Origin of the sequence: Pseudomonas sp. Y5-11, from assembly GCF_022368695.1 — a bacterium.
GTDB lineage: Bacteria > Pseudomonadota > Gammaproteobacteria > Pseudomonadales > Pseudomonadaceae > Aquipseudomonas > Aquipseudomonas parakoreensis.
On sequence record NZ_CP058974.1, the window covers coordinates 94,510 to 112,922 of the forward strand.

An 18,413-nucleotide genomic window follows, 5' to 3' on the forward strand; every position below is an offset into this window, starting at 1 on the left:
TGTTCCCCGGAGAACCGCAATGACCGACACCCCGCTGTCCCCCACCGAATTCGAAGCCGCACTGCGCGCCAAAGGCGCCTACTACCACATCTACCACCCGTACCACGTGGCGATGTACGAAGGACGTGCCACCCGCGAGCAGATTCAGGGCTGGGTCGCCAACCGCTTTTACTATCAGGTGAACATCCCCCTGAAAGACGCGGCGATCCTCGCCAATTGCCCGGATCGCGAGATCCGTCGCGAGTGGATTCAACGCCTGCTCGACCACGACGGCGCCCCCGGTGAAGACGGCGGGATTGAAGCCTGGCTGCGCCTCGGGCAAGCGGTCGGCCTCGACCCGGATCAGTTGCGTTCCCAGGAGCTGGTGCTGCCCGGCGTGCGTTTCGCTGTCGATGCCTACGTCAACTTCGCCCGCCGCGCCAGTTGGCAGGAAGCCGCCAGCAGCTCGTTGACCGAGCTGTTCGCGCCGCAGATCCACCAGTCGCGCCTCGACAGCTGGCCGCAGCATTACCCGTGGATCGACCCGGCCGGTTACGAATATTTCCGCACCCGCCTCGGTCAGGCGCGGCGCGATGTCGAGCATGGTCTGGCGATCACGCTCGAGCACTACAAGACCCGCGAGGGTCAGGAGCGCATGCTGGAAATTCTCCAGTTCAAACTGGACATTCTTTGGAGCATGCTCGATGCCATGAGCATGGCTTACGAACTGAACCGCCCGCCGTACCACAGCGTCACCGAACAACGGGTCTGGCACAAAGGAATCACCTTATGAGTTTCGATCGCAGCAAGATCCCGACCTGGCGTCCCGGCTACCGCTTCCAGTACGAACCGGCGCAAAAAGGCCACGTGCTGCTCTACCCCGAGGGCATGATCAAGCTCAACGACAGCGCCGCGCTGATCGGCGGTTTGATCGACGGTGAGCGTGATGTCGCGGCGATCATCGCCAAACTCGATGAGCAGTTCCCCGGCGTGCCCGAGCTCGGTGACGACATCGAGCAATTCATGGAGGTTGCCCGTGCGCAGCACTGGATCGAACTTGCCTGAGACATCGGTGCAAGTACCGCCAAAACCTGAAGTCGGCCTGCCGCTGTGGCTACTCGCCGAGCTGACCTACCGCTGCCCGCTGCAATGCCCGTACTGCTCCAATCCGCTGGATTTCGCCGAGCAGGGCAAAGAGCTGAGCACCGAGCAGTGGATCAAGGTGTTCCGCGAAGCGCGGGAGATGGGCGCCGCGCAATTGGGGTTTTCCGGTGGTGAGCCACTGGTGCGCCAGGATCTTGCCGAGCTGATTCGTGAAGCGCGGCAGCTGGGTTTCTACACCAACCTGATTACCTCGGGCATCGGCCTGACCGAGCAGAAGATCAGTGACTTCAAGAAGGCCGGTCTCGATCACATCCAGATCAGTTTCCAGGCCAGCGACGAGCAGGTGAACAACCTGCTCGCCGGCTCGAAAAAGGCTTTCGCGCAGAAGCTGGAAATGGCTCGCGCGGTGAAGGCCCACGGCTATCCGATGGTGCTGAACTTTGTCACCCATCGGCACAACATCGACAAGATCGACCGCATTATCGAGCTGTGCATCGCGCTCGAAGCGGACTTCGTCGAGCTCGCCACCTGCCAGTTCTACGGCTGGGCCCAGCTCAACCGTGTCGGCCTGCTGCCGACCAAGGAACAGTTGGTGCGTGCCGAACGCATCACCAACGAATATCGCGCCAAACTGGAAGCCGAAGGACATCCCTGCAAGTTGATTTTCGTCACCCCGGATTACTACGAAGAACGCCCGAAAGCCTGCATGAACGGCTGGGGCAGCGTCTTTCTGACGGTGACTCCGGACGGCACTGCGCTGCCCTGTCATGGCGCCCGTCAACTGCAGGTACAATTTCCCAATGTGCGCGACCACAGCATGCAGCACATCTGGTACGACTCATTCGGCTTCAACCGCTTTCGCGGCTATGACTGGATGCCCGAGCCGTGCCGCTCCTGCGACGAGAAGGAACAGGACTTCGGCGGCTGCCGCTGTCAGGCGTTCATGCTCACGGGGGACGCGAGTAACGCCGATCCGGTGTGCAGCAAGTCCGACCATCACGGCGTGATTCTCAAGGCCCGCGAAGAAGCCGAGACCGCCACCCAGACCATCGAACAACTGGCCTTCCGTAATGAACGAAACTCACGCCTCATCGCCAAGGGCTGAGCCTTTCAGCGCCACCCAGGCCGTCGCCGCCGGAATGGATTTCGCCGAACTGCAACTTGGCATTCACGGTTTGTTCTGGAATGAATATCGCCCCGAAGACGCCGCGTGCCGGATCTGGCACTGGCGCGACGACGCGGCGAAATGTCTGACGCCGAATGGCTTCAGCGTGCGTAGCCGGGTGTACGAATATGGCGGTGGCGCGTTTTGTCTGACGCCAGACGGGGTGGTTTTCGTCAATGAGACGGATCAACAGTTGTATCGGCAGACGTTGCAGGGTACGCCTGAAGCGCTGACGTCAGGCGAGTGTCGTTATGGTGATCTGCATTTTGCATGCGGGCAGGTTCTGGCGGTTGAGGAGCAGCAAGATCAGCATCGACTCGTCGCCATTGATCTGGCTGACGGCACCCGGCATTTGCTGACTGAAGGTGCGGATTTCTATGCTGCACCCACCATCAGCCCGGATGGCCGACGTTTGGCGTGGATCGAGTGGAGCCGACCACATCAGCCATGGACGTGTACGCGATTGATGGTCGCCGAGCGTCTGGCTGAGGGTGGCTTTGGCGCAACGCGTTGCCTGGCGGGAGCTGAACTTGAAGAGTCGATCCAGCAACCGCGATTCGACACTGAAAATCGCCTGTACTGCCTGACCGATCGCGGCGGCTTCTGGCAGCCGTGGGGCGAAACGTCTGACGGTTTGCAGCGGCTGCCCTGCGCCGAGGCCGATCATGCGCCCGCCCCTTGGCAACTGGGTGGTTGCACCTGGTTGCCGGTGGGCGATTCGTTTCTGGCGAGCTGGACCGAGGGCGGTTTTGGTCGCCTGGCGCTCGACGGCGACGACTTCACCGGCGACTACAGTCGTTTCCGGCACCTGGCGCTGGATCAGCAACTCATCTATTGCATCGCCGCCTCGCCAATCAGCCCCTCGGCGGTGATAGCCATTGATCGCTCCAGCCGCGAAGTGAATGTGCTGGCCGGTGGTATTGCGCCACTGCCGGCGGAACGCATCAGCCGGCCGCAGACCTTGCGCTACCCGAGCGGCAGCGGGGAGGCCCACGGTTTCTTTTATCCGGCGATGAACGACGAAGCGCAGCCACCACTGGTGGTGTTCATCCACGGCGGCCCGACCTCGGCCTGCTACCCGATGCTCGACCCGCGCATCCAGTACTGGACGCAACGCGGTTTTGCTGTCGCCGACCTCAACTACCGCGGCAGTAGCGGTTATGGCCGCGAATACCGTCAAGCGTTGCATCTGAGCTGGGGCGAGGTGGACGTCGAGGACGCCTGCGCGGTGGTGGCGTATCTGGCCAGACAAGGTCTGATCGACGGCGAGCGCGCGTTTATCCGCGGCGGTAGCGCCGGGGGTTACACCACGTTGTGTGCGCTGGCGTTTCATCAGGTGTTCCGCGCGGGCGCCAGCCTCTACGGCGTCAGCGACCCGGTGGCACTGGCCCGGGCGACGCACAAATTTGAAGGCGATTATCTCGACTGGCTGATCGGCGATCCCCAGCAGGACGTCGAGCGCTACGCCGCACGCACACCTTTGCTACACGCGAACAACATCCGGGTGCCGGTGATCTTCTTTCAGGGTGAACTGGATGCCGTGGTGGTGCCGCAACAGACCCGCGACATGGTCACGGCGCTGGAACGCAATGGCATCCCGGTCGAGGCGCATTACTACGCAGAAGAGCGCCATGGTTTTCGCCGGGCGGTGAATCAGGCACATGCGCTGGAGCAGGAGTGGACGTTTTATCGGCGGGCGATGGGGTTGGCGGACTGAATACCGCACTTCTTTCAAAATGGCGCCGCCCCCATCGCGGGCAAGCCCGCTCCCACAGGTTCTTTGGTGTACACAAAATGTGTGACCTACCGAAAACACTGTGGGAGCGGGCTTGCCCGCGATAGCAATCTATCTCGCGCCGCTGAACTCAGCGCTTGGCGATGATGTACACCGCATGCACGATCCCCGGGATATAACCACACAGCGTCAGCAGAATGTTCAGCCAGAACGCCCCGCCGAACCCGACCTGCAGAAACACACCCAGTGGCGGCAACAGAATGGCGATGATGATACGAATGAAGTCCATGGGTCAGCTCCTGAATGGGGGTTGGCTCACATGAGCCATACAAGCTAATCGACCTGCGCCGTTCGTCAGGGTTCAGTGCAAACGCCATTTGATCGCCACTATCGGGCATAAAAAAACGCCCCACGCCAAAAGAATCAGGCGTGAGGCGTGCGTTATACCGCGAGACGGTTCTTGAAATCGGGCAGGAAACTTCAGGTCAGACGGCAATCCCTTTGCGGCATTGCAGTTGCGCGGTGCGCACCCGCGAGAAGGCGCGGGCCAGGCGCAGGAGCATTTCGTCGATGTTGGCCTTGCTGACGGTGAGTGCCGGGGTGAAACGCAGGCAATCGGCTTGCGGCGCATTGAGCAGCAGGCCTTCATGCAGGGCGGCACTGACTACGGCATCGGCGCAATCCTCTGACAGGCTCAATCCCCAGAACAGGCCTTGACCACGCAGTTCGCCATGGCCGTAACGGTGCGCCAGACGCGCGAGTCCCTCGCGCAAGTGCTGACCGTGGTCTTTGACCTGTTCGAGAAAGGCCCGGTCCTGCACGCTGTCGAGCACCACCAGACCGGCCGCGGTCATCAGTGCGTTGCCGTGATGAGTGCCGCCCAGTTCCCCGGCATCAAAGCAGCAGGCCTTGCCTCGGGCCAGCAGCGCTGCCAGCGGCACACCACCACCCAGGCCCTTGCCGAGTACGACAATATCGGCGCGCACACCGTAAGACTGCTCGGCGAGCAAAGTGCCACAGCGGCCGATACCGGTCTGCACTTCGTCGAGGATCAGCAGAATGCCCAGTTCGCGGCACAGCCGTTCAACGCCTTTGAGGTAATGCTCAGTGGCCGGAATAACCCCGGCATCGCTCTGAATCGGCTCAAGCATGATCGCCACGGTTTGCGCATCGACAGCCGCATGCAGCGCCGGCAGGTCGTTGAATGGCACCAGATCGAAACCTGGCAGCAGCGGAGCGAAACGGTTGTGCAGGTTGCAACTGTCTGATGCGGAAATCGTCGCCAGACTACGGCCGTGACAACCTTGCTTCGCCACGATGATTCGCGACGCCCCACCACGATGCAGCTGGCCCCATTTGCGCGCCAGTTTGATTGCCGCTTCACAGGCCTCGCTGCCACTGTTGAGCAAGTAAGCCTGGTCGCTGGAAGTGCTGGCACACAAACGTTCGGCAAGGTTGAGCATGCCGCGATTGTGCAGATTGAAACCGGGATTGATCAGTGCCTGCGCCTGACTGGCAATCGCTTTGACCAGCGCCGAGGGGCTGTGCCCCAGACTGTTGGCACCGCCGGCCTGGGAGAAGTCGAGGTAGGCGCGATCATGACCGTCCCACAGCCAGGAACCCTGACCACGAACGAACACCTGCAGCGGGCGCTCGACGCTGGGCATCAAGCGCTCGGCATTCAGACTGTCGCCTGCCCCGGCGGGATGGATCTCGAACGCAAGGTCATCAAGACTCGGCGCCTGGCGCCGCAAACAGAACAGATTCATTGAAAAAAACCTCGTTTGAGGTTTTTTGAACTGCCTATGCAAACACTGTCGAAGCAAACGCTATTCATCGCGCTCTTTGGCCCTGTAAGCCTTGTGATTGCGGTTAGACTAGGCTCACAGCCGGCTTCGGGCCATTTCGATTTACCAGCATTTTCGATAAGCATTACTTATGGATTTCAAACAACTGCGTTATTTCGTCGCGGTCTACGAAGAAGGCCATGTGGGCCGGGCCGCTGAGCGCCTGTCGATCTCGCAACCGGCGCTCTCGCAACAGATCCGCCAGCTCGAGCAGAACCTCGACGTCACCCTGTTCGAACGTAGCAGCAAACGCCTGCTACCGACCCTCGCCGCGCACACCCTGTACAACCACGCCCTGCCACTGCTCGATGGATTGCAGCGCGCGCGCGAGGCATTGGGCAATTTCAAGGGCCAGGCTTTGCGCACCTTGGCGATCGGCGTACTGCAAACCGTACACACCAGCCTCGTCCCGCAAATGCTCGAGCGGGTGCGAAAGGCGCAGCCGCATCTGGTGGTGCAGATTTACGAGCTGACCGGTCTGGAGATCGAGCGCCGCCTGCTCAACGGCTCGCTGGATATCGGCATCAGCTACCTGCCACCGCGACAACCCGGGCTGCATGGCGTGATGCTGTATGAAGATGAGCTGACGCTGGTGATCCCGGCGGATCATCCGCTGCGTGAATTCAAGAAGGTCTCGATGCGACAGGCAGCGGAATTGCCGATGTTGCTGCTGGGCGAAGAGTTTCAGATCCGGCAGATCTGGCAGGCGCAACTAACCAGCCTGGGGCGACGCCCGCAAGTGCAGGCCGAGCTGAACAATATGCTGGGGATTCTCGACAGTTTGCCGCACACCAAACTGGCGACGGTGCTGCCCGGGCGCTCACAGAGGGAATACGACGATCAGGATCTGCTGTGGAAACCGCTGAGCGAGCCACGGGTGCCCCTGCAGGTTGGCCTGGTGTGTCGCGATGTGCAGCGCCAGCAGGCGTCTTTGGCATTGCTGCGCACGTTGCTGGAAGAGGTGATTCAGCGTGAAGACAAACCGCTGAAAGCCGCGCCACCACTGGATCCGTTGCTCTGAAAACTTTTCTTCAGACAAAAGAAAACCCCGCCGAAGCGGGGCTTTGCAGACTGTTTCCCTGACATCCATTTCACTCCGCCACCCTGGCAGAATCCTACGTGTCCGTGTTGTTGCTTTGCGCTTCCTGCGCGACGTCCATGAGTTGTAGATTAGCTGTGGATCCAATCTACGCCTATGGGAGAACAGCAGCACGTCATGTAAGAGAATGCTTACATGACGTTACATCATCAGAACTGCTCAGCACTCAGCAGGAACAGCGACTCGCTGCCGGCCTTCACCGATGCGCTCAGCGAGTGGATACGCGGCAGCAGACGGGCGAAATAGAAGCGCGCGGTGCCTAGCTTGCTGGCGTAGAAATCGTCCTGCGCTTCTTTGCCGAGTGCGGCTTTCGCCATCAGTGCCCACATGTAGGCATAAGCGGTGTAGCCGAACGCTTGCAAATATTCGACCGAAGCCGCGCCGATTTCGTTCGGATTGGTTTTCGCCCGATCCAGCAGCCACGCCGTCAGCTCGTCGAGGGTGCTGACGGCATCGTTCAACGGCTTGGTGAATTCGCCGAGGTCAGCGCTGGCGGTTGCGGTGAAGTGGCGGATCTCGTCAGCGAACAGCTTGTAGAACGCGCCGCCGCTGCCGACGATCTTGCGCCCGACCAGGTCCAGGGCCTGAATGCCGTTGGTGCCTTCGTAGATCTGGGTGATACGCACGTCACGCACCAGTTGCTCCTGACCCCACTCGCGGATGTAACCGTGGCCGCCGAAAATCTGCTGGCCGTGGACGGTGGTTTCCAGGCCCAGGTCGGTGAGGAATGCCTTGGCCACCGGGGTCAGCAACGCGACCAGATCTTCTGCGCGCTTGCGGGTGGTGGCGTCTTCGCTGAACTTGGCGGTGTCGAGTTGCATTGCCACGTAGGTCGAGAAGGCGCGACCGCCCTCGTTCGAGGCTTTCATGGTCAGCAGCATGCGACGTACGTCCGGATGAACGATGATCGGGTCGGCAACCTTGTCCTTGTTCTGCGCGCCGGTCGGCGAACGGCTCTGCAGACGATCGCGCGCGTATTCGACGGCGTTCTGATAGGAGCGCTCGCCGCTGGCCAGGCCTTGAATGCCGACGCCCAGACGTTCGTAGTTCATCATGGTGAACATCGCCGCCAGGCCCTTGTTCGGCTCGCCGACCAGATAACCCACGGCTTCGTCGAAGTTCATCACGCAGGTCGCGGATGCCTGGATGCCCATCTTGTGCTCGATCGAACCGCAGTTTGCCGGGTTGCGCGCGCCCAGGCTGCCATCGGCATTGACCATGAACTTCGGCACCAGGAACAGCGAAATGCCTTTCGGACCGGCCGGGGCGTCCGGCAGTTTCGCCAGCACCAGGTGGATAATGTTCTCGGTGAGATCGTGCTCACCGCCGGTAATGAAAATCTTGGTGCCGCTGACCTTGTAGGTACCGTCAGCCTGCGGTTCGGCCTTGGTGCGGATGATGCCCAGGTCGGTGCCGGCATGCGGCTCGGTCAGGCACATGGAACCGGCCCAGATCCCGGCATACATGTTCGGCAGGTAGGCGGCTTTCAGCTCTTCGCTGGCGTGGGCGTTGATCGACAGGCAGGCACCGGCGGTCAGCATCGGGTACAGACCGAACGACAGGCTGGCGGAGTTGACCATTTCTTCGACCTGCGCCGAAACGGCTTTGGGCATGCCCATGCCGCCGTAGGCCGGATCGCCACCGACACCGACCCAGCCGCCCTCAGCGTAAGTCTGATAGGCCTGCGGGAAACCGGCGGGCGTGGTAACGGCGCCGTCCTTCCAGTGGCAGCCTTCTTCATCGGCAGCACGGCTCAGAGGCGCGATGCTTTTGCTGGTGACCTTGCCGGCTTCTTCGAGAATGGCTTCTACGGTTTCTGCATCGACAGTCTCGGCCAAGGCCGGCAGTTCGGCCCAGAGTTTGGCGACTTCGAATACTTCATTGAGGACGAAGCGCATATCGCGCAGCGGCGCTTTGTAGTCAGCCATGGCAAACCTCGCAAGATCTAAACAGGTGATTCGTGGAAGAGTGTTTTCGTTGAGGCCGAGTGTACCTCAACAACTTTTGCGACACATAGGGTCAACCGGTGACTGATTTGTTATTTTTGGTCATCAACATTCAGCGATAAAACAAAGCCCGCAATCAGCGGGCTTTTGAGCGATGGCGTGTGGCTTGACTCAGCCCGCGGCGCTGTCCATGCGCACCGCGCCGCGACGGTTCTGACCGAACGCCATGACGCAGTTACGCCCGGCGCCCTTGGCGCTGTACAACGCCTGGTCGGCAGACTTGAGGACTTCTTCCGGGGTGCGCTGCTCGACGCGTTCGGCAACACCGATACTGACCGTCACCGAGACACTGGAAGCACCGCTGCCGCCACGCCGCTGACGACCTTGCTGGTCATCTTGCGGACGGTTTTCCTGATTACGCAACTGAATGTTGTAGGAAGCAATCGACTCGCGGATCACTTCCAGGTGCGGCATGCATTCCTCGAGGGTTTTGCCCGCAAACACCAAGGCGAATTCCTCACCACCATAGCGATATGCCCTGCCGCCACCGCTGATTTTCGACAGTTTGCTCGCGACCAGGCGCAGCACCTGATCACCAACGTCATGACCGTGAGTGTCGTTGAATTTCTTGAAGTGATCGACGTCGCTCATCGCCAACACATAATTGCGACCCAGGCGCTGCATGCGCTCATTAAGCGCACGCCGCCCCGGCAAACCAGTCAGCTCATCGCGGAAGGCCATTTGGTAGGCCTCATGCGCCACGGCGGCGGCAATCATCAGCATCACCTGACTGCACATGATGTTCAGGGTGAACGGCAGGATGAAGGTTTTCGGCAGCATCCAGAACAACCCGAGCAAGCCGACCAGTTGTGCCGCATGCAACGGGCGCGGGTTGCGCCAGTATTGCCAGGCCAGCAACAGGAACGCCGAGAGAAACACCGGATAGGACATCTGGATCAGGCTCATCCAGGCGCCGTGCAGCGCTGGCCAGCGGATTTCCGAGAGCCACATCAGCAACGCCTGGGGATAACTTTGCTCAAGGCCGAGGGCGACGCTGCCAAAGGCCAGCAGCACGGCGAATCGCGCGACCATGTCCTGAAAAAGATGGGTGCGCTCCTGCCACGCGGCGAACAGCCCGAATAACAACGGCAACAGCAGACAGACAAGGTGGAACACCACGGCGGCGTCTTCGCGCACTTTGCCGTTATCGCGGTAATAGTCAGTCTGGGTGTCGAGCAGAAAGTAGGCGATGTACACCGTGAGCATCAGAAACAGTTCGCGCTGACGCCGGTAAACCGCACAGTAAGCGCCGCCCAACAGCAGCACCAGGGTCGGCAGCACGTTGAACAGTGAAGTAAAGAATACGTTGAGGTCTTTGACGTACGCAGCCGCCAACCCCGCAAGCAATAACAGCAGTGAAGGCAGGAAATGACTGAAACGTACAGCGGAAGAACGCGGCAAGGGTAAAGCTCCGACCCGTCATATCAAAGAGATGGCATTGTGCCTGCAATGTGGCCAGTTAAGCACACACAATGTGATCCAGATCACAGGCAGTCTCTTTAACGGCAGAAAAGCCGGGTTGCTGAGCGATTCAGCAACAAAAAAACCGCTGCCCCCGGAGGAGCAGCGGTTTGGTCAGACCGCGTTGAGGCTTAGTAGCCCAGTGCGAAGTCTTCTTCTTTCATGTCCATCAGGTTATTGGCGCCCGACAGCATGGTGGCCACGTGGGTACGGGTACGTGGCAGGATGCGCTGGAAGTAGAAGCGCGCGGTTTGCAGCTTGGCGGTGTAGAACGCCTCGTCGGTGGTGCCGGCAGCCAGTTTTTCAGCAGCCAGGCGCGCCATGTCAGCCCAGAAGTAGGCCAGGCAGGCGTAACCGGAGTACATCAGGTAGTCCACGGAGGCCGCGCCGACTTCTTCACGGTCTTTCATGGCTGCCATACCGACCTTCATGGTCAGCTCGCCCCATTCCTTGTTCAGTGCAGCCAGCGGTGCAACGAATTCTTTGACGGCTTCGTTGCCTTCGTTGTTCTGGCAGAACTTGTGAACGATCTTGGTGAAGCCTTTCAGGGCCTCGCCTTGAGTCATCAGCACTTTACGGCCCAGCAGGTCGAGTGCCTGGATGCCGGTGGTGCCTTCGTACAGCATCGAAATGCGGCTGTCGCGAACGTTCTGCTCCATGCCCCACTCGGCGATGAAACCGTGACCACCGTAGATCTGCACGCCATGGTTGGCGGCTTCGAAACCGACTTCGGTCATGAACGCCTTGGCGATCGGCGTCATGAACGCCAGCAGTGCGTCGGCCTTCTTCTTCTCTTCTTCGTCGACGCCGTACTTGACGATGTCGACCTGTTTGGCGGTGAAGTACACCATCGCGCGGTTGCCTTCGGCGAAGGCCTTCATGGTCAGCAGCATGCGACGTACGTCAGGGTGCACGATGATCGGGTCAGCGGCCTTGTCCGGCGCTTTCGGGCCAGTCAGAGAGCGCATTTGCAGACGATCACGAGCATATTTCAGGCCGCCCTGGAAGCCGATTTCGGCGTGAGCCAGACCTTGCAGCGCGGTACCCAGACGTGCGGTGTTCATGAAGGTGAACATGCAGTTCAGGCCTTTGTTCGCCGGGCCGATCAGGAAACCGGTGGCGCCGTCGAAGTTCATCACGCAGGTCGCGTTACCGTGGATACCCATCTTGTGTTCCAGCGAACCGCAGCTCACTGCGTTGCGCGCACCGATGGTGCCATCGGCGTTCGGCAGGAATTTTGGAACGATGAACAGGGAAATGCCTTTGGTACCAGCCGGTGCGTCCGGCAGGCGGGCCAGTACGATGTGGACGATGTTGTCGGCCATGTCGTGTTCACCGGCCGAGATGAAGATCTTGGTCCCGGAAACCTTGTAGGAGCCATCGGCCTGAGGCTCGGCCTTGGTGCGCAGCATGCCCAGGTCGGTGCCGCAGTGCGGTTCGGTCAGGCACATGGTGCCGGTCCACTCGCCGGAAACCAGTTTGGTCAAATAGGCTTCTTGCTGCTCAGGGGTGCCGTGCTCGGAGATGGTGTTCATCGCGCCGTGCGACAGGCCTGGGTACATGCCCCACGACCAGTTGGCTTCACCGACCATTTCGCTCACAGCCAGACCCAGCGACTCCGGCAGGCCCTGACCGCCGTGCTCGACGTCGTGCGCCAGGCTTGGCCAGCCGCCTTCGACGAATTGCTTGTAAGCCTCTTTGAAGCCCGTCGGGGTTTTCACACCGGACTCGCTCCAGGTGCAGCCTTCGAGGTCGCCCACGCGGTTCAGCGGTGCCAATACCTGCTCACAAAACTTGGCGCCTTCTTCGAGGATGGCGTCAACCATGTCCGGCGTTGCTTCGGAGCAAGCTGGAAGGCTCTGATAGTGCGCTTCGTAGCCGAGCAGTTCGTCACGAACGAAGCGAATATCACGCAAGGGGGCCTTGTAGTCAGGCATAGCGATAAACCTCTGCTGATGTAACCGGGAATGAACGACCGCGTTGATTTGTTGTGACGGTCAAACAGTTGTTTGAAACATACGTTTACGCCGAAATCTTGTCAAGCGTCGATCTTTTGCCGTTCGTCATGACTTTTTTCAAACGCCGGACACAGCAAACGGCCATGTGCTGCAAAGCGCCACGGGTAATGAAAAAAGATTAGTTGAGGGAGAAGGACTTACAACGAAAAACGCCGCGACAAAGCGCGGCGTTCGGCAAACGATGAATGTGATAAATCAGGCAAACGTATCAATGATCGTCCCGAGCATTTCATCGGAAGCCTTGGCGACCTTGGTGCCCAGCTCCACCTGAAACTTGCCCTGGGCCATTTCGGCCATGGCGCTGCCCGGATCCATTTGCTGGCTGCGGTCGATACCGCGCAGGCGATCAATCTGCGCCTCGGAAGACTGGCTGGTAACCGAACGCTCGATCGTATTATTGGCGATCTGGCTGGCGGCCTGATCGACACGATTCTGCCCGGTTTGAATGGTGCTCAAACCCGCATAAAAAGCTGTGTTACCGGTGATTTCCATGGGAGTTCTCATCCTTGGGAAGGATCAATGGTTGCCATTGAAGCAGAGGCGTCAGAAAAACACCCGTCAAAAATACTGATGGCACAGTGCCCTGTCATAGCAAAAGCATTAGTCCAGCAGATCGAGCTGCAAGTGGGCAGCCACCGCTTCGGCACTGAGCGCCTTGAGTTTCGGCACGCGCCCCAGACACGGCGCTGGAAGCCGCTCGGCCAGCGTCGCCAGATTCTCTTCCAGCCGCGACGTCTTCGGATCGATGATATTCGCCACCCAACCGGCCAGTTGCAGACCATCGCGGGCAATTGCCTCGGCCGTCAGCAAGGCATGACTGATACAGCCCAGGCGCACGCCCACCACCAGAATCACCGGCAGCTTCAGCGCGATGGCCAGATCCGACAGATTGTCCTGATCCGCCAACGGTACCCGCCAGCCACCGGCCCCTTCAATCAAGGTGAAATCGGCATTCAGTGCCAGAATTTCGCGCATCGGCGCCAACAGCGATTGCACGGTCAGCGCGACACCCGCCTCGCGCGCCGCCAGATGCGGCGCGATGGCCGGCTCGAACGCCACCGGATTGACCTGTTGATAAGTCAGCGGCACCGAACATTCAGCCAACAACGCCAGCGCGTCAGCATTGCGCAAACCCTTGGCGGTTACCTCGCACCCCGAAGCCACCGGTTTGCCCGCCGCCGTACTCAGCCCCGCCAAGCGCGCAGCATGCAGTAACCCGGCAGCCACGGTGGTCTTGCCGACATCGGTGTCAGTCCCGGTGATGAAATAGGCTGCGCTCATAAGGGTTTCTCCAACACGGCGTAAACCACCTGGTAAGTCGCCGGCAATCCCTGCGGCTGACGGAACTGTTCATACGCCTCGATCAGGCCGAGGATCCGCGCCCGCCCGGTCAAACCACCCGGCCGCCCGGGGTTCAGATTGTGTGCACCGAGCGCCTTGAGTTCGTGGGTCAGGTTGCGCACATCCGGGTAGTGCAGCACATGCGCCTGATTCTGCAGATTCACCGAACGCAAGCCACTGGCGGCGCACAACTGCTCATACCGGGCGAATTCGCGGAAGCGGTTGACGTGCACCAGCCCATCCACCTGCCGCCAACTGTCGCGCAATTCGTACAACGTCCCGACACAAAGACTAGCAAACGCGAAAATCCCGCCCGGCTTGAGCACACGAAAAGCTTCGCTGAGCACCGATTCGAAGTCCGCACACCACTGCACCGCGAGGCTGGAGAAGATCAGCTCGCAGGTCGAATCCTGCAATGGCAGACGCTCCGCATCACCCGCGATGAAATGCTGCGCGCCGCCCAGTGGCCGTGCGTGATTGAGCATGCCCTCGGCGATATCCAGTGCCAGCCCCTGCCCCTCGACATATCGCTCGGCCAATGCGCGAGTGAAATAGCCGGTGCCACAGCCAAGATCCAGCCAGCGTGACGGCAGAAAATCTTCCGGCAACCGCTGCAGCAACTGTGAGCCGACGTCACGCTGCAATTCGGCAACACTGTCGTAGCTGGCCGCCGCACGGGAGAAAGAGGCCGCGACCTGGCGCTTGTCGGGCAAGCCGCCGGGCAGCGCAACTAGAGACAAATCAGTCATCACCGCACTCGTGTAGAAAAGCCTGGATCGCACCCGCCACGCCATGGGGATCTTCCAGAAGAAACGCATGACTGGCCTGTTCGATCAGACCAATTTCGATATCCGGCAACAGGGCGAACAACGCGCCCGCCGCTTCCGCCGGCACCAGGCCGTCCTGCCCGGCGAACAGGTGCAACTGCGGGCCGCGAAACGCCTGCAACGCTTCCCGGGTATCCAGTTGAGCGAGCAGTTCCAGCCCGGCCAACAAGGTTTCGGGGGCCGTATTCGGCGCGCCGCCCAGCAGCAGTCGCGACATGCCGCGCGGGTCCTGCGCGCCCTGAGCACACAACAGCGAGAATCGTTTGAGGGTCAGCCGCGGATCGGCCTGGCAGCCGGCAAGAAATGCATCGAACGTCTCGCCCGGCATTGCACTCGGCCATTGCTCGTGAGCCACGAAAGAAGGATTGCTCGCCAACGTCAGCAGACCGCAGCAACGCTCGTCGCGCCGTGCCGCCAATTCGGAGGCAAGCATGCCGCCCAGCGACCAGCCGCCTAGCCACACATCTTGAGGAATACGTTCATCGAGATCGTCGAGCCACTCCTGCACGTCGCTTGAATCAAGTTCGGGCAACGGCTCGATCTCGACATTCAGATGCTCGTCGAGCCCCTGTAATGCTGCGGCCAAAGGCTCCAGCGGCGAAACACCAAGGCCCCAGCCGGGCAGCAGAATCAGACGATCACGCATGGCTTGGCTCCGGCGGCAGTTGGGCAAAGCAATCGGCCAGTCCTTCCAACAATAGCTGCACCTGCGCCTCGCTGTGGGCAGCGGTCAGGGTCACGCGCAGGCGTGCGCTGCCCGCCGGGACAGTCGGCGGACGGATTGCCGTGACCATCAAGCCGCGCTCGCGCAGCATCTGCGACAGGCGCACGGCGCGACCGGCATCGCCGATCAGGATCGGCTGGATCGGGGTGAAGCTGTCCATCAATTGCAGACCGATCTGCTCGGCGCCGTGGCGGAACTGGCGGATCAGCGTCTGCAGATGTTCACGACGCCAGTGTTCCGTGCGCAGTAGTTCCAGACTTTTCAGCGTTGCGCAGGCCAGCGCCGGTGGCTGGCTGGTGGTGTAGATGTAGGGCCGGGCGAACTGGATCAGGCTTTCGATCAGCTCCTCACTGCCGGCGACAAAAGCACCCGCCGTGCCGAACGCCTTGCCGAGGGTGCCGACCAGCACCGGCACATCGTCCTGACTCAGGCCGAAATGCTCGACGATTCCGCCACCATTGACGCCTAGCGGGCCGAAGCCATGGGCATCATCGACCATCAGCCACGCGCCCTTGGCCTTGGCTTCCCGGGCCAGCGCGGGCAGATCGGCGATGTCGCCGTCCATGCTGAACACGCCATCGGTGACCACCAGCGTGTTGCCGGTAGCCTTCTCCAGACGCTTGGCCAGGCTGTCGGCGTCGTTGTGCAGATAACGATTGAAACGCGCGCCGGACAACAGACCGGCATCCAGCAACGAGGCGTGATTGAGGCGGTCTTCCAACACCGCATCGCCCTGCCCCACCAGTGCCGTGACCGCGCCGAGGTTGGCCATGTAGCCAGTAGTGAACAACAAAGCACGCGGCCGGCCAGTGAGATCGGCGAGGGCTTCTTCCAGCGCGTGATGCGGGCCGCTGTGGCCGATCACCAGATGCGACGCTCCGCCACCGACGCCCCAGCGCTCGGCACCGGCGCGCCAGGCTTCGATCACCTGCGGATGATTGGCCAGACCAAGGTAGTCGTTATTGCAGAACGCCAGCAACGGCTGACCGTCGACCACCACTTCAGGCCCCTGCGGGGACTCGAGCAACGGCCGCTGGCGATAGAGATTTTCAGCACGGCGGGCAGCAAGGCGTGCGGCGAGATCGAAAGACATGCAGGCCTCACATTTGAAAAATGACTATGTAGGAGCTGCCGAAGGCTGCGATCTTTTGAGCTTGTCTTTTAAAAAACAACATCAAAAGATCGCAGCCTTCGGCAGCTCCTACATGGAATCCGTACGTTGATCAGACCGCAGCGTTATAGAACTGCTCGCTGCTCTTCTGCTCCACCAGCGCCTGCTCGATCGCGGCCTGATGCACCTCATCGGCGTGCTCTTCACGGGCTTCTGGCTGAATACCCAGACGCGCGAACAGTTGCATGTCCTTGTCGGCCTGCGGGTTGGCAGTGGTCAGCAGTTTGTCGCCGTAAAAAATCGAGTTGGCACCGGCAAAGAATGCCAACGCCTGCATCTGCTCGTTCATCGCTTCGCGGCCGGCGGACAGGCGCACGTGGGATTGCGGCATGAGGATGCGCGCCACGGCAAGCATGCGGATGAAGTCGAACGGATCGACGTCGTCGGCGTTTTCCAGCGGCGTACCGGCCACTTTCACCAGCATGTTGATCGGCACCGACTCCGGATGCACCGGCAGGTTAGCCAACTGGATCAGCAGGTTGGCGCGGTCGTCCAGCGACTCGCCCATGCCGAGGATGCCGCCGGAGCAGATCTTCATCCCCGACTCACGCACGTAGGCCAGGGTCTGCAGGCGCTCGCTGTAAGTGCGGGTGGTGATGATGCTGCCGTAGAACTCCGGCGAGGTGTCGAGGTTGTGGTTGTAGTAATCCAGGCCAGCCTTGGCCAGCGCCTCGGTCTGCTCCTGATCGAGACGCCCGAGGGTCATGCAGGTTTCCAGACCCATCGCTTTCACGCCTTCGACCATCTTCAGCACGTACGGCATGTCTTTGGCGGACGGGTGCTTCCACGCCGCGCCCATGCAGAAACGCGTGGAGCCGATGGCTTTGGCGCGGGCAGCCTCCTCGAGGACTTTCTGCACTTCCATCAGCTTTTCTTTTTCCAGCCCGGTGTTGTAGTGACCGGACTGCGGGCAGTACTTGCAGTCTTCCGGGCAGGCACCAGTCTTGATCGACAGCAGGGTCGAAACCTGCACCCGGTTGGCGTTGAAATGTGCGCGGTGCACCGTCTGCGCCTGAAACAGCAAGTCGTTGAATGGCTGTACGAAGAGCGCTTTGACTTCGGCTAAAGACCAATCGTGACGCAGGGTGGCAGAGGTGCTGGCGCTCATGGGCAGTTCCTTGGTTATGCTTGGCTGGCGGCTGCGGGAACGTAATACCCACAGGCGCGACACGGATGTTCGGCATATTTAAGGAAGAGTCATGCGCTGTCAACCACGATACGCACAACAGGTTTACATCTGTTTAAAAAACGTACAGACCTGCTTGCTGTGCGATGAGCCCGCAGAAGCAGAATTGCCAATGTGCGTCGCCTGCGAGACCGAGCTGCCCTGGCTCGGCGACCAGTGCCAGACGTGCGCTTTGCCGATACCGGCTGTCGGTCTGACCTGCAGCGAGTGCCTGCTAGAGCCGCCGGCGTTCGAACAGGTGGTCGTACCGTGGCGCTATGACTTCCCGGTGGACAGTCTGATTACACGCTTTAAACACAAGGCGAAATGGCCGTTTGGTCACCTGCTTGCCGACGTTGCCGGACAATACCTGCAACATCGCTTCGATGAAGGTTTGCCGCGACCCGATGTGTTGTTGCCGGTGCCACTGGCGAGCAAACGTCTGCGCCAACGCGGGTTCAATCAAGCCGCGATGCTCGGGCGATGGTTAAGCCAACAGCTGGATCTGCCTTTTGAGGAACAGGCGCTACGGCGGATCCACGACACCAGCGCCCAGCAGGATCTCGACGCCAAGGCGCGCAAGCGCAATTTGCGTCATGCCTTCGCGCTGAACCCTGACACCGATGTGAAAAGTCGGCACTTCGCATTGATCGATGACGTGCTGACCACCGGCGCCACGGCCCAGGCATTGGCGCGACTGCTAAAAAATGCAGGCGCAGCGCGGGTTGATGTGTATTGCCTGGCGCGCACGCCAAAACCGGGAAATTGAAA

At 60.6% G+C, this 18,413-nt stretch carries 17 protein-coding genes; 6 read left to right on the forward strand and 11 right to left on the reverse strand.

What is annotated here, in order from left to right; genetic code table 11:
- Positions 1-19: 19 nt before the first annotated feature.
- From pqqC to HXW87_RS00400, 4 genes are read left to right on the forward strand one after another with little or no spacing between them, the layout of a single operon-like run.
- A complete protein-coding gene (gene pqqC, locus HXW87_RS00385) occupies positions 20-772 on the forward strand; it encodes a pyrroloquinoline-quinone synthase PqqC (RefSeq protein ID WP_003228879.1) in 753 nt (250 codons plus the stop codon).
- Complete coding sequence (gene pqqD / locus HXW87_RS00390; protein WP_041070005.1) at positions 769-1,044, forward strand: pyrroloquinoline quinone biosynthesis peptide chaperone PqqD; 276 nt, start codon at positions 769-771, stop codon at positions 1,042-1,044. The genes pqqC and pqqD overlap by 4 nt, the downstream gene beginning before the upstream one ends.
- Positions 1,016-2,188 (forward strand): pyrroloquinoline quinone biosynthesis protein PqqE, encoded by a 1,173-nt coding sequence (gene pqqE / locus HXW87_RS00395; protein ID WP_239778293.1) that lies wholly within the window; start codon positions 1,016-1,018, stop codon positions 2,186-2,188. Before pqqD ends, pqqE begins: the two co-directional genes overlap by 29 nt.
- Positions 2,154-3,965: a S9 family peptidase gene (locus tag HXW87_RS00400; protein ID WP_239778294.1), complete on the forward strand. Its 1,812-nt coding sequence runs from the start codon at positions 2,154-2,156 to the stop codon at positions 3,963-3,965. Before pqqE ends, HXW87_RS00400 begins: the two co-directional genes overlap by 35 nt.
- A gap of 148 nt (positions 3,966-4,113) precedes the next feature.
- On the opposite strand, the gene HXW87_RS00405 is transcribed toward HXW87_RS00400, so the two are convergent.
- Positions 4,114-4,272, reverse strand: coding sequence for a YqaE/Pmp3 family membrane protein (locus HXW87_RS00405; protein WP_003228885.1), 159 nt, complete (start codon positions 4,270-4,272; stop codon positions 4,114-4,116).
- Between the two features lie 196 nt (positions 4,273-4,468).
- Positions 4,469-5,752, reverse strand: a complete 1,284-nt coding sequence (locus HXW87_RS00410; RefSeq protein ID WP_239778295.1) for an aminotransferase class III-fold pyridoxal phosphate-dependent enzyme — start codon at positions 5,750-5,752, stop codon at positions 4,469-4,471.
- Between the two features lie 169 nt (positions 5,753-5,921).
- On the opposite strand from HXW87_RS00410, the gene HXW87_RS00415 reads away from it, so the two are divergent.
- The gene (locus tag HXW87_RS00415; protein ID WP_239778296.1) at positions 5,922-6,851 is read left to right on the forward strand and encodes a LysR family transcriptional regulator; all 930 of its coding nucleotides are present in this window, start codon (positions 5,922-5,924) and stop codon (positions 6,849-6,851) included.
- Between the two features lie 227 nt (positions 6,852-7,078).
- Here HXW87_RS00415 and HXW87_RS00420 read toward each other — a convergent pair whose 3' ends face one another.
- From HXW87_RS00420 to bioB, 9 genes are all read right to left on the reverse strand, one after another.
- Entirely contained in the window at positions 7,079-8,857 is a 1,779-nt protein-coding gene (locus HXW87_RS00420; protein ID WP_131670542.1) for an acyl-CoA dehydrogenase C-terminal domain-containing protein, read from the reverse strand.
- Between the two features lie 189 nt (positions 8,858-9,046).
- Entirely contained in the window at positions 9,047-10,336 is a 1,290-nt protein-coding gene (locus HXW87_RS00425) for a GGDEF domain-containing protein (RefSeq protein ID WP_041069989.1), read from the reverse strand.
- Between the two features lie 191 nt (positions 10,337-10,527).
- Entirely contained in the window at positions 10,528-12,333 is a 1,806-nt protein-coding gene (locus HXW87_RS00430; RefSeq protein ID WP_041069986.1) for a phenylacyl-CoA dehydrogenase, read from the reverse strand.
- 276 nt (positions 12,334-12,609) lie between these two features.
- Entirely contained in the window at positions 12,610-12,906 is a 297-nt protein-coding gene (locus tag HXW87_RS00435; RefSeq protein WP_047297018.1) for a hypothetical protein, read from the reverse strand.
- Between the two features lie 108 nt (positions 12,907-13,014).
- On the reverse strand, positions 13,015-13,695 hold the full coding sequence (gene bioD, locus HXW87_RS00440) for a dethiobiotin synthase (protein ID WP_095668158.1): 681 nt from the start codon (positions 13,693-13,695) through the stop codon (positions 13,015-13,017).
- Positions 13,692-14,504 carry a malonyl-ACP O-methyltransferase BioC gene (gene bioC, locus HXW87_RS00445; RefSeq protein WP_239778297.1) on the reverse strand — a complete coding sequence of 271 codons (813 nt, stop codon included), beginning with the start codon at positions 14,502-14,504 and terminating at the stop codon, positions 13,692-13,694. Before bioC ends, bioD begins: the two co-directional genes overlap by 4 nt.
- Positions 14,497-15,228 carry an alpha/beta fold hydrolase gene (locus tag HXW87_RS00450; protein ID WP_239778298.1) on the reverse strand — a complete coding sequence of 244 codons (732 nt, stop codon included), beginning with the start codon at positions 15,226-15,228 and terminating at the stop codon, positions 14,497-14,499. The genes bioC and HXW87_RS00450 overlap by 8 nt, the downstream gene beginning before the upstream one ends.
- The gene (gene bioF / locus HXW87_RS00455) at positions 15,221-16,399 is read right to left on the reverse strand and encodes an 8-amino-7-oxononanoate synthase (protein ID WP_239778299.1); all 1,179 of its coding nucleotides are present in this window, start codon (positions 16,397-16,399) and stop codon (positions 15,221-15,223) included. The genes HXW87_RS00450 and bioF overlap by 8 nt, the downstream gene beginning before the upstream one ends.
- A 130-nt stretch (positions 16,400-16,529) precedes the next feature.
- A complete protein-coding gene (gene bioB, locus HXW87_RS00460; RefSeq protein WP_239778300.1) occupies positions 16,530-17,585 on the reverse strand; it encodes a biotin synthase BioB in 1,056 nt (351 codons plus the stop codon).
- Positions 17,586-17,676: 91 nt separating this feature from the next.
- On the opposite strand from bioB, the gene HXW87_RS00465 reads away from it, so the two are divergent.
- On the forward strand, positions 17,677-18,411 hold the full coding sequence (locus HXW87_RS00465) for a ComF family protein (RefSeq protein ID WP_239778301.1): 735 nt from the start codon (positions 17,677-17,679) through the stop codon (positions 18,409-18,411).
- The last annotated feature ends 2 nt before the right edge of the window (positions 18,412-18,413 follow it).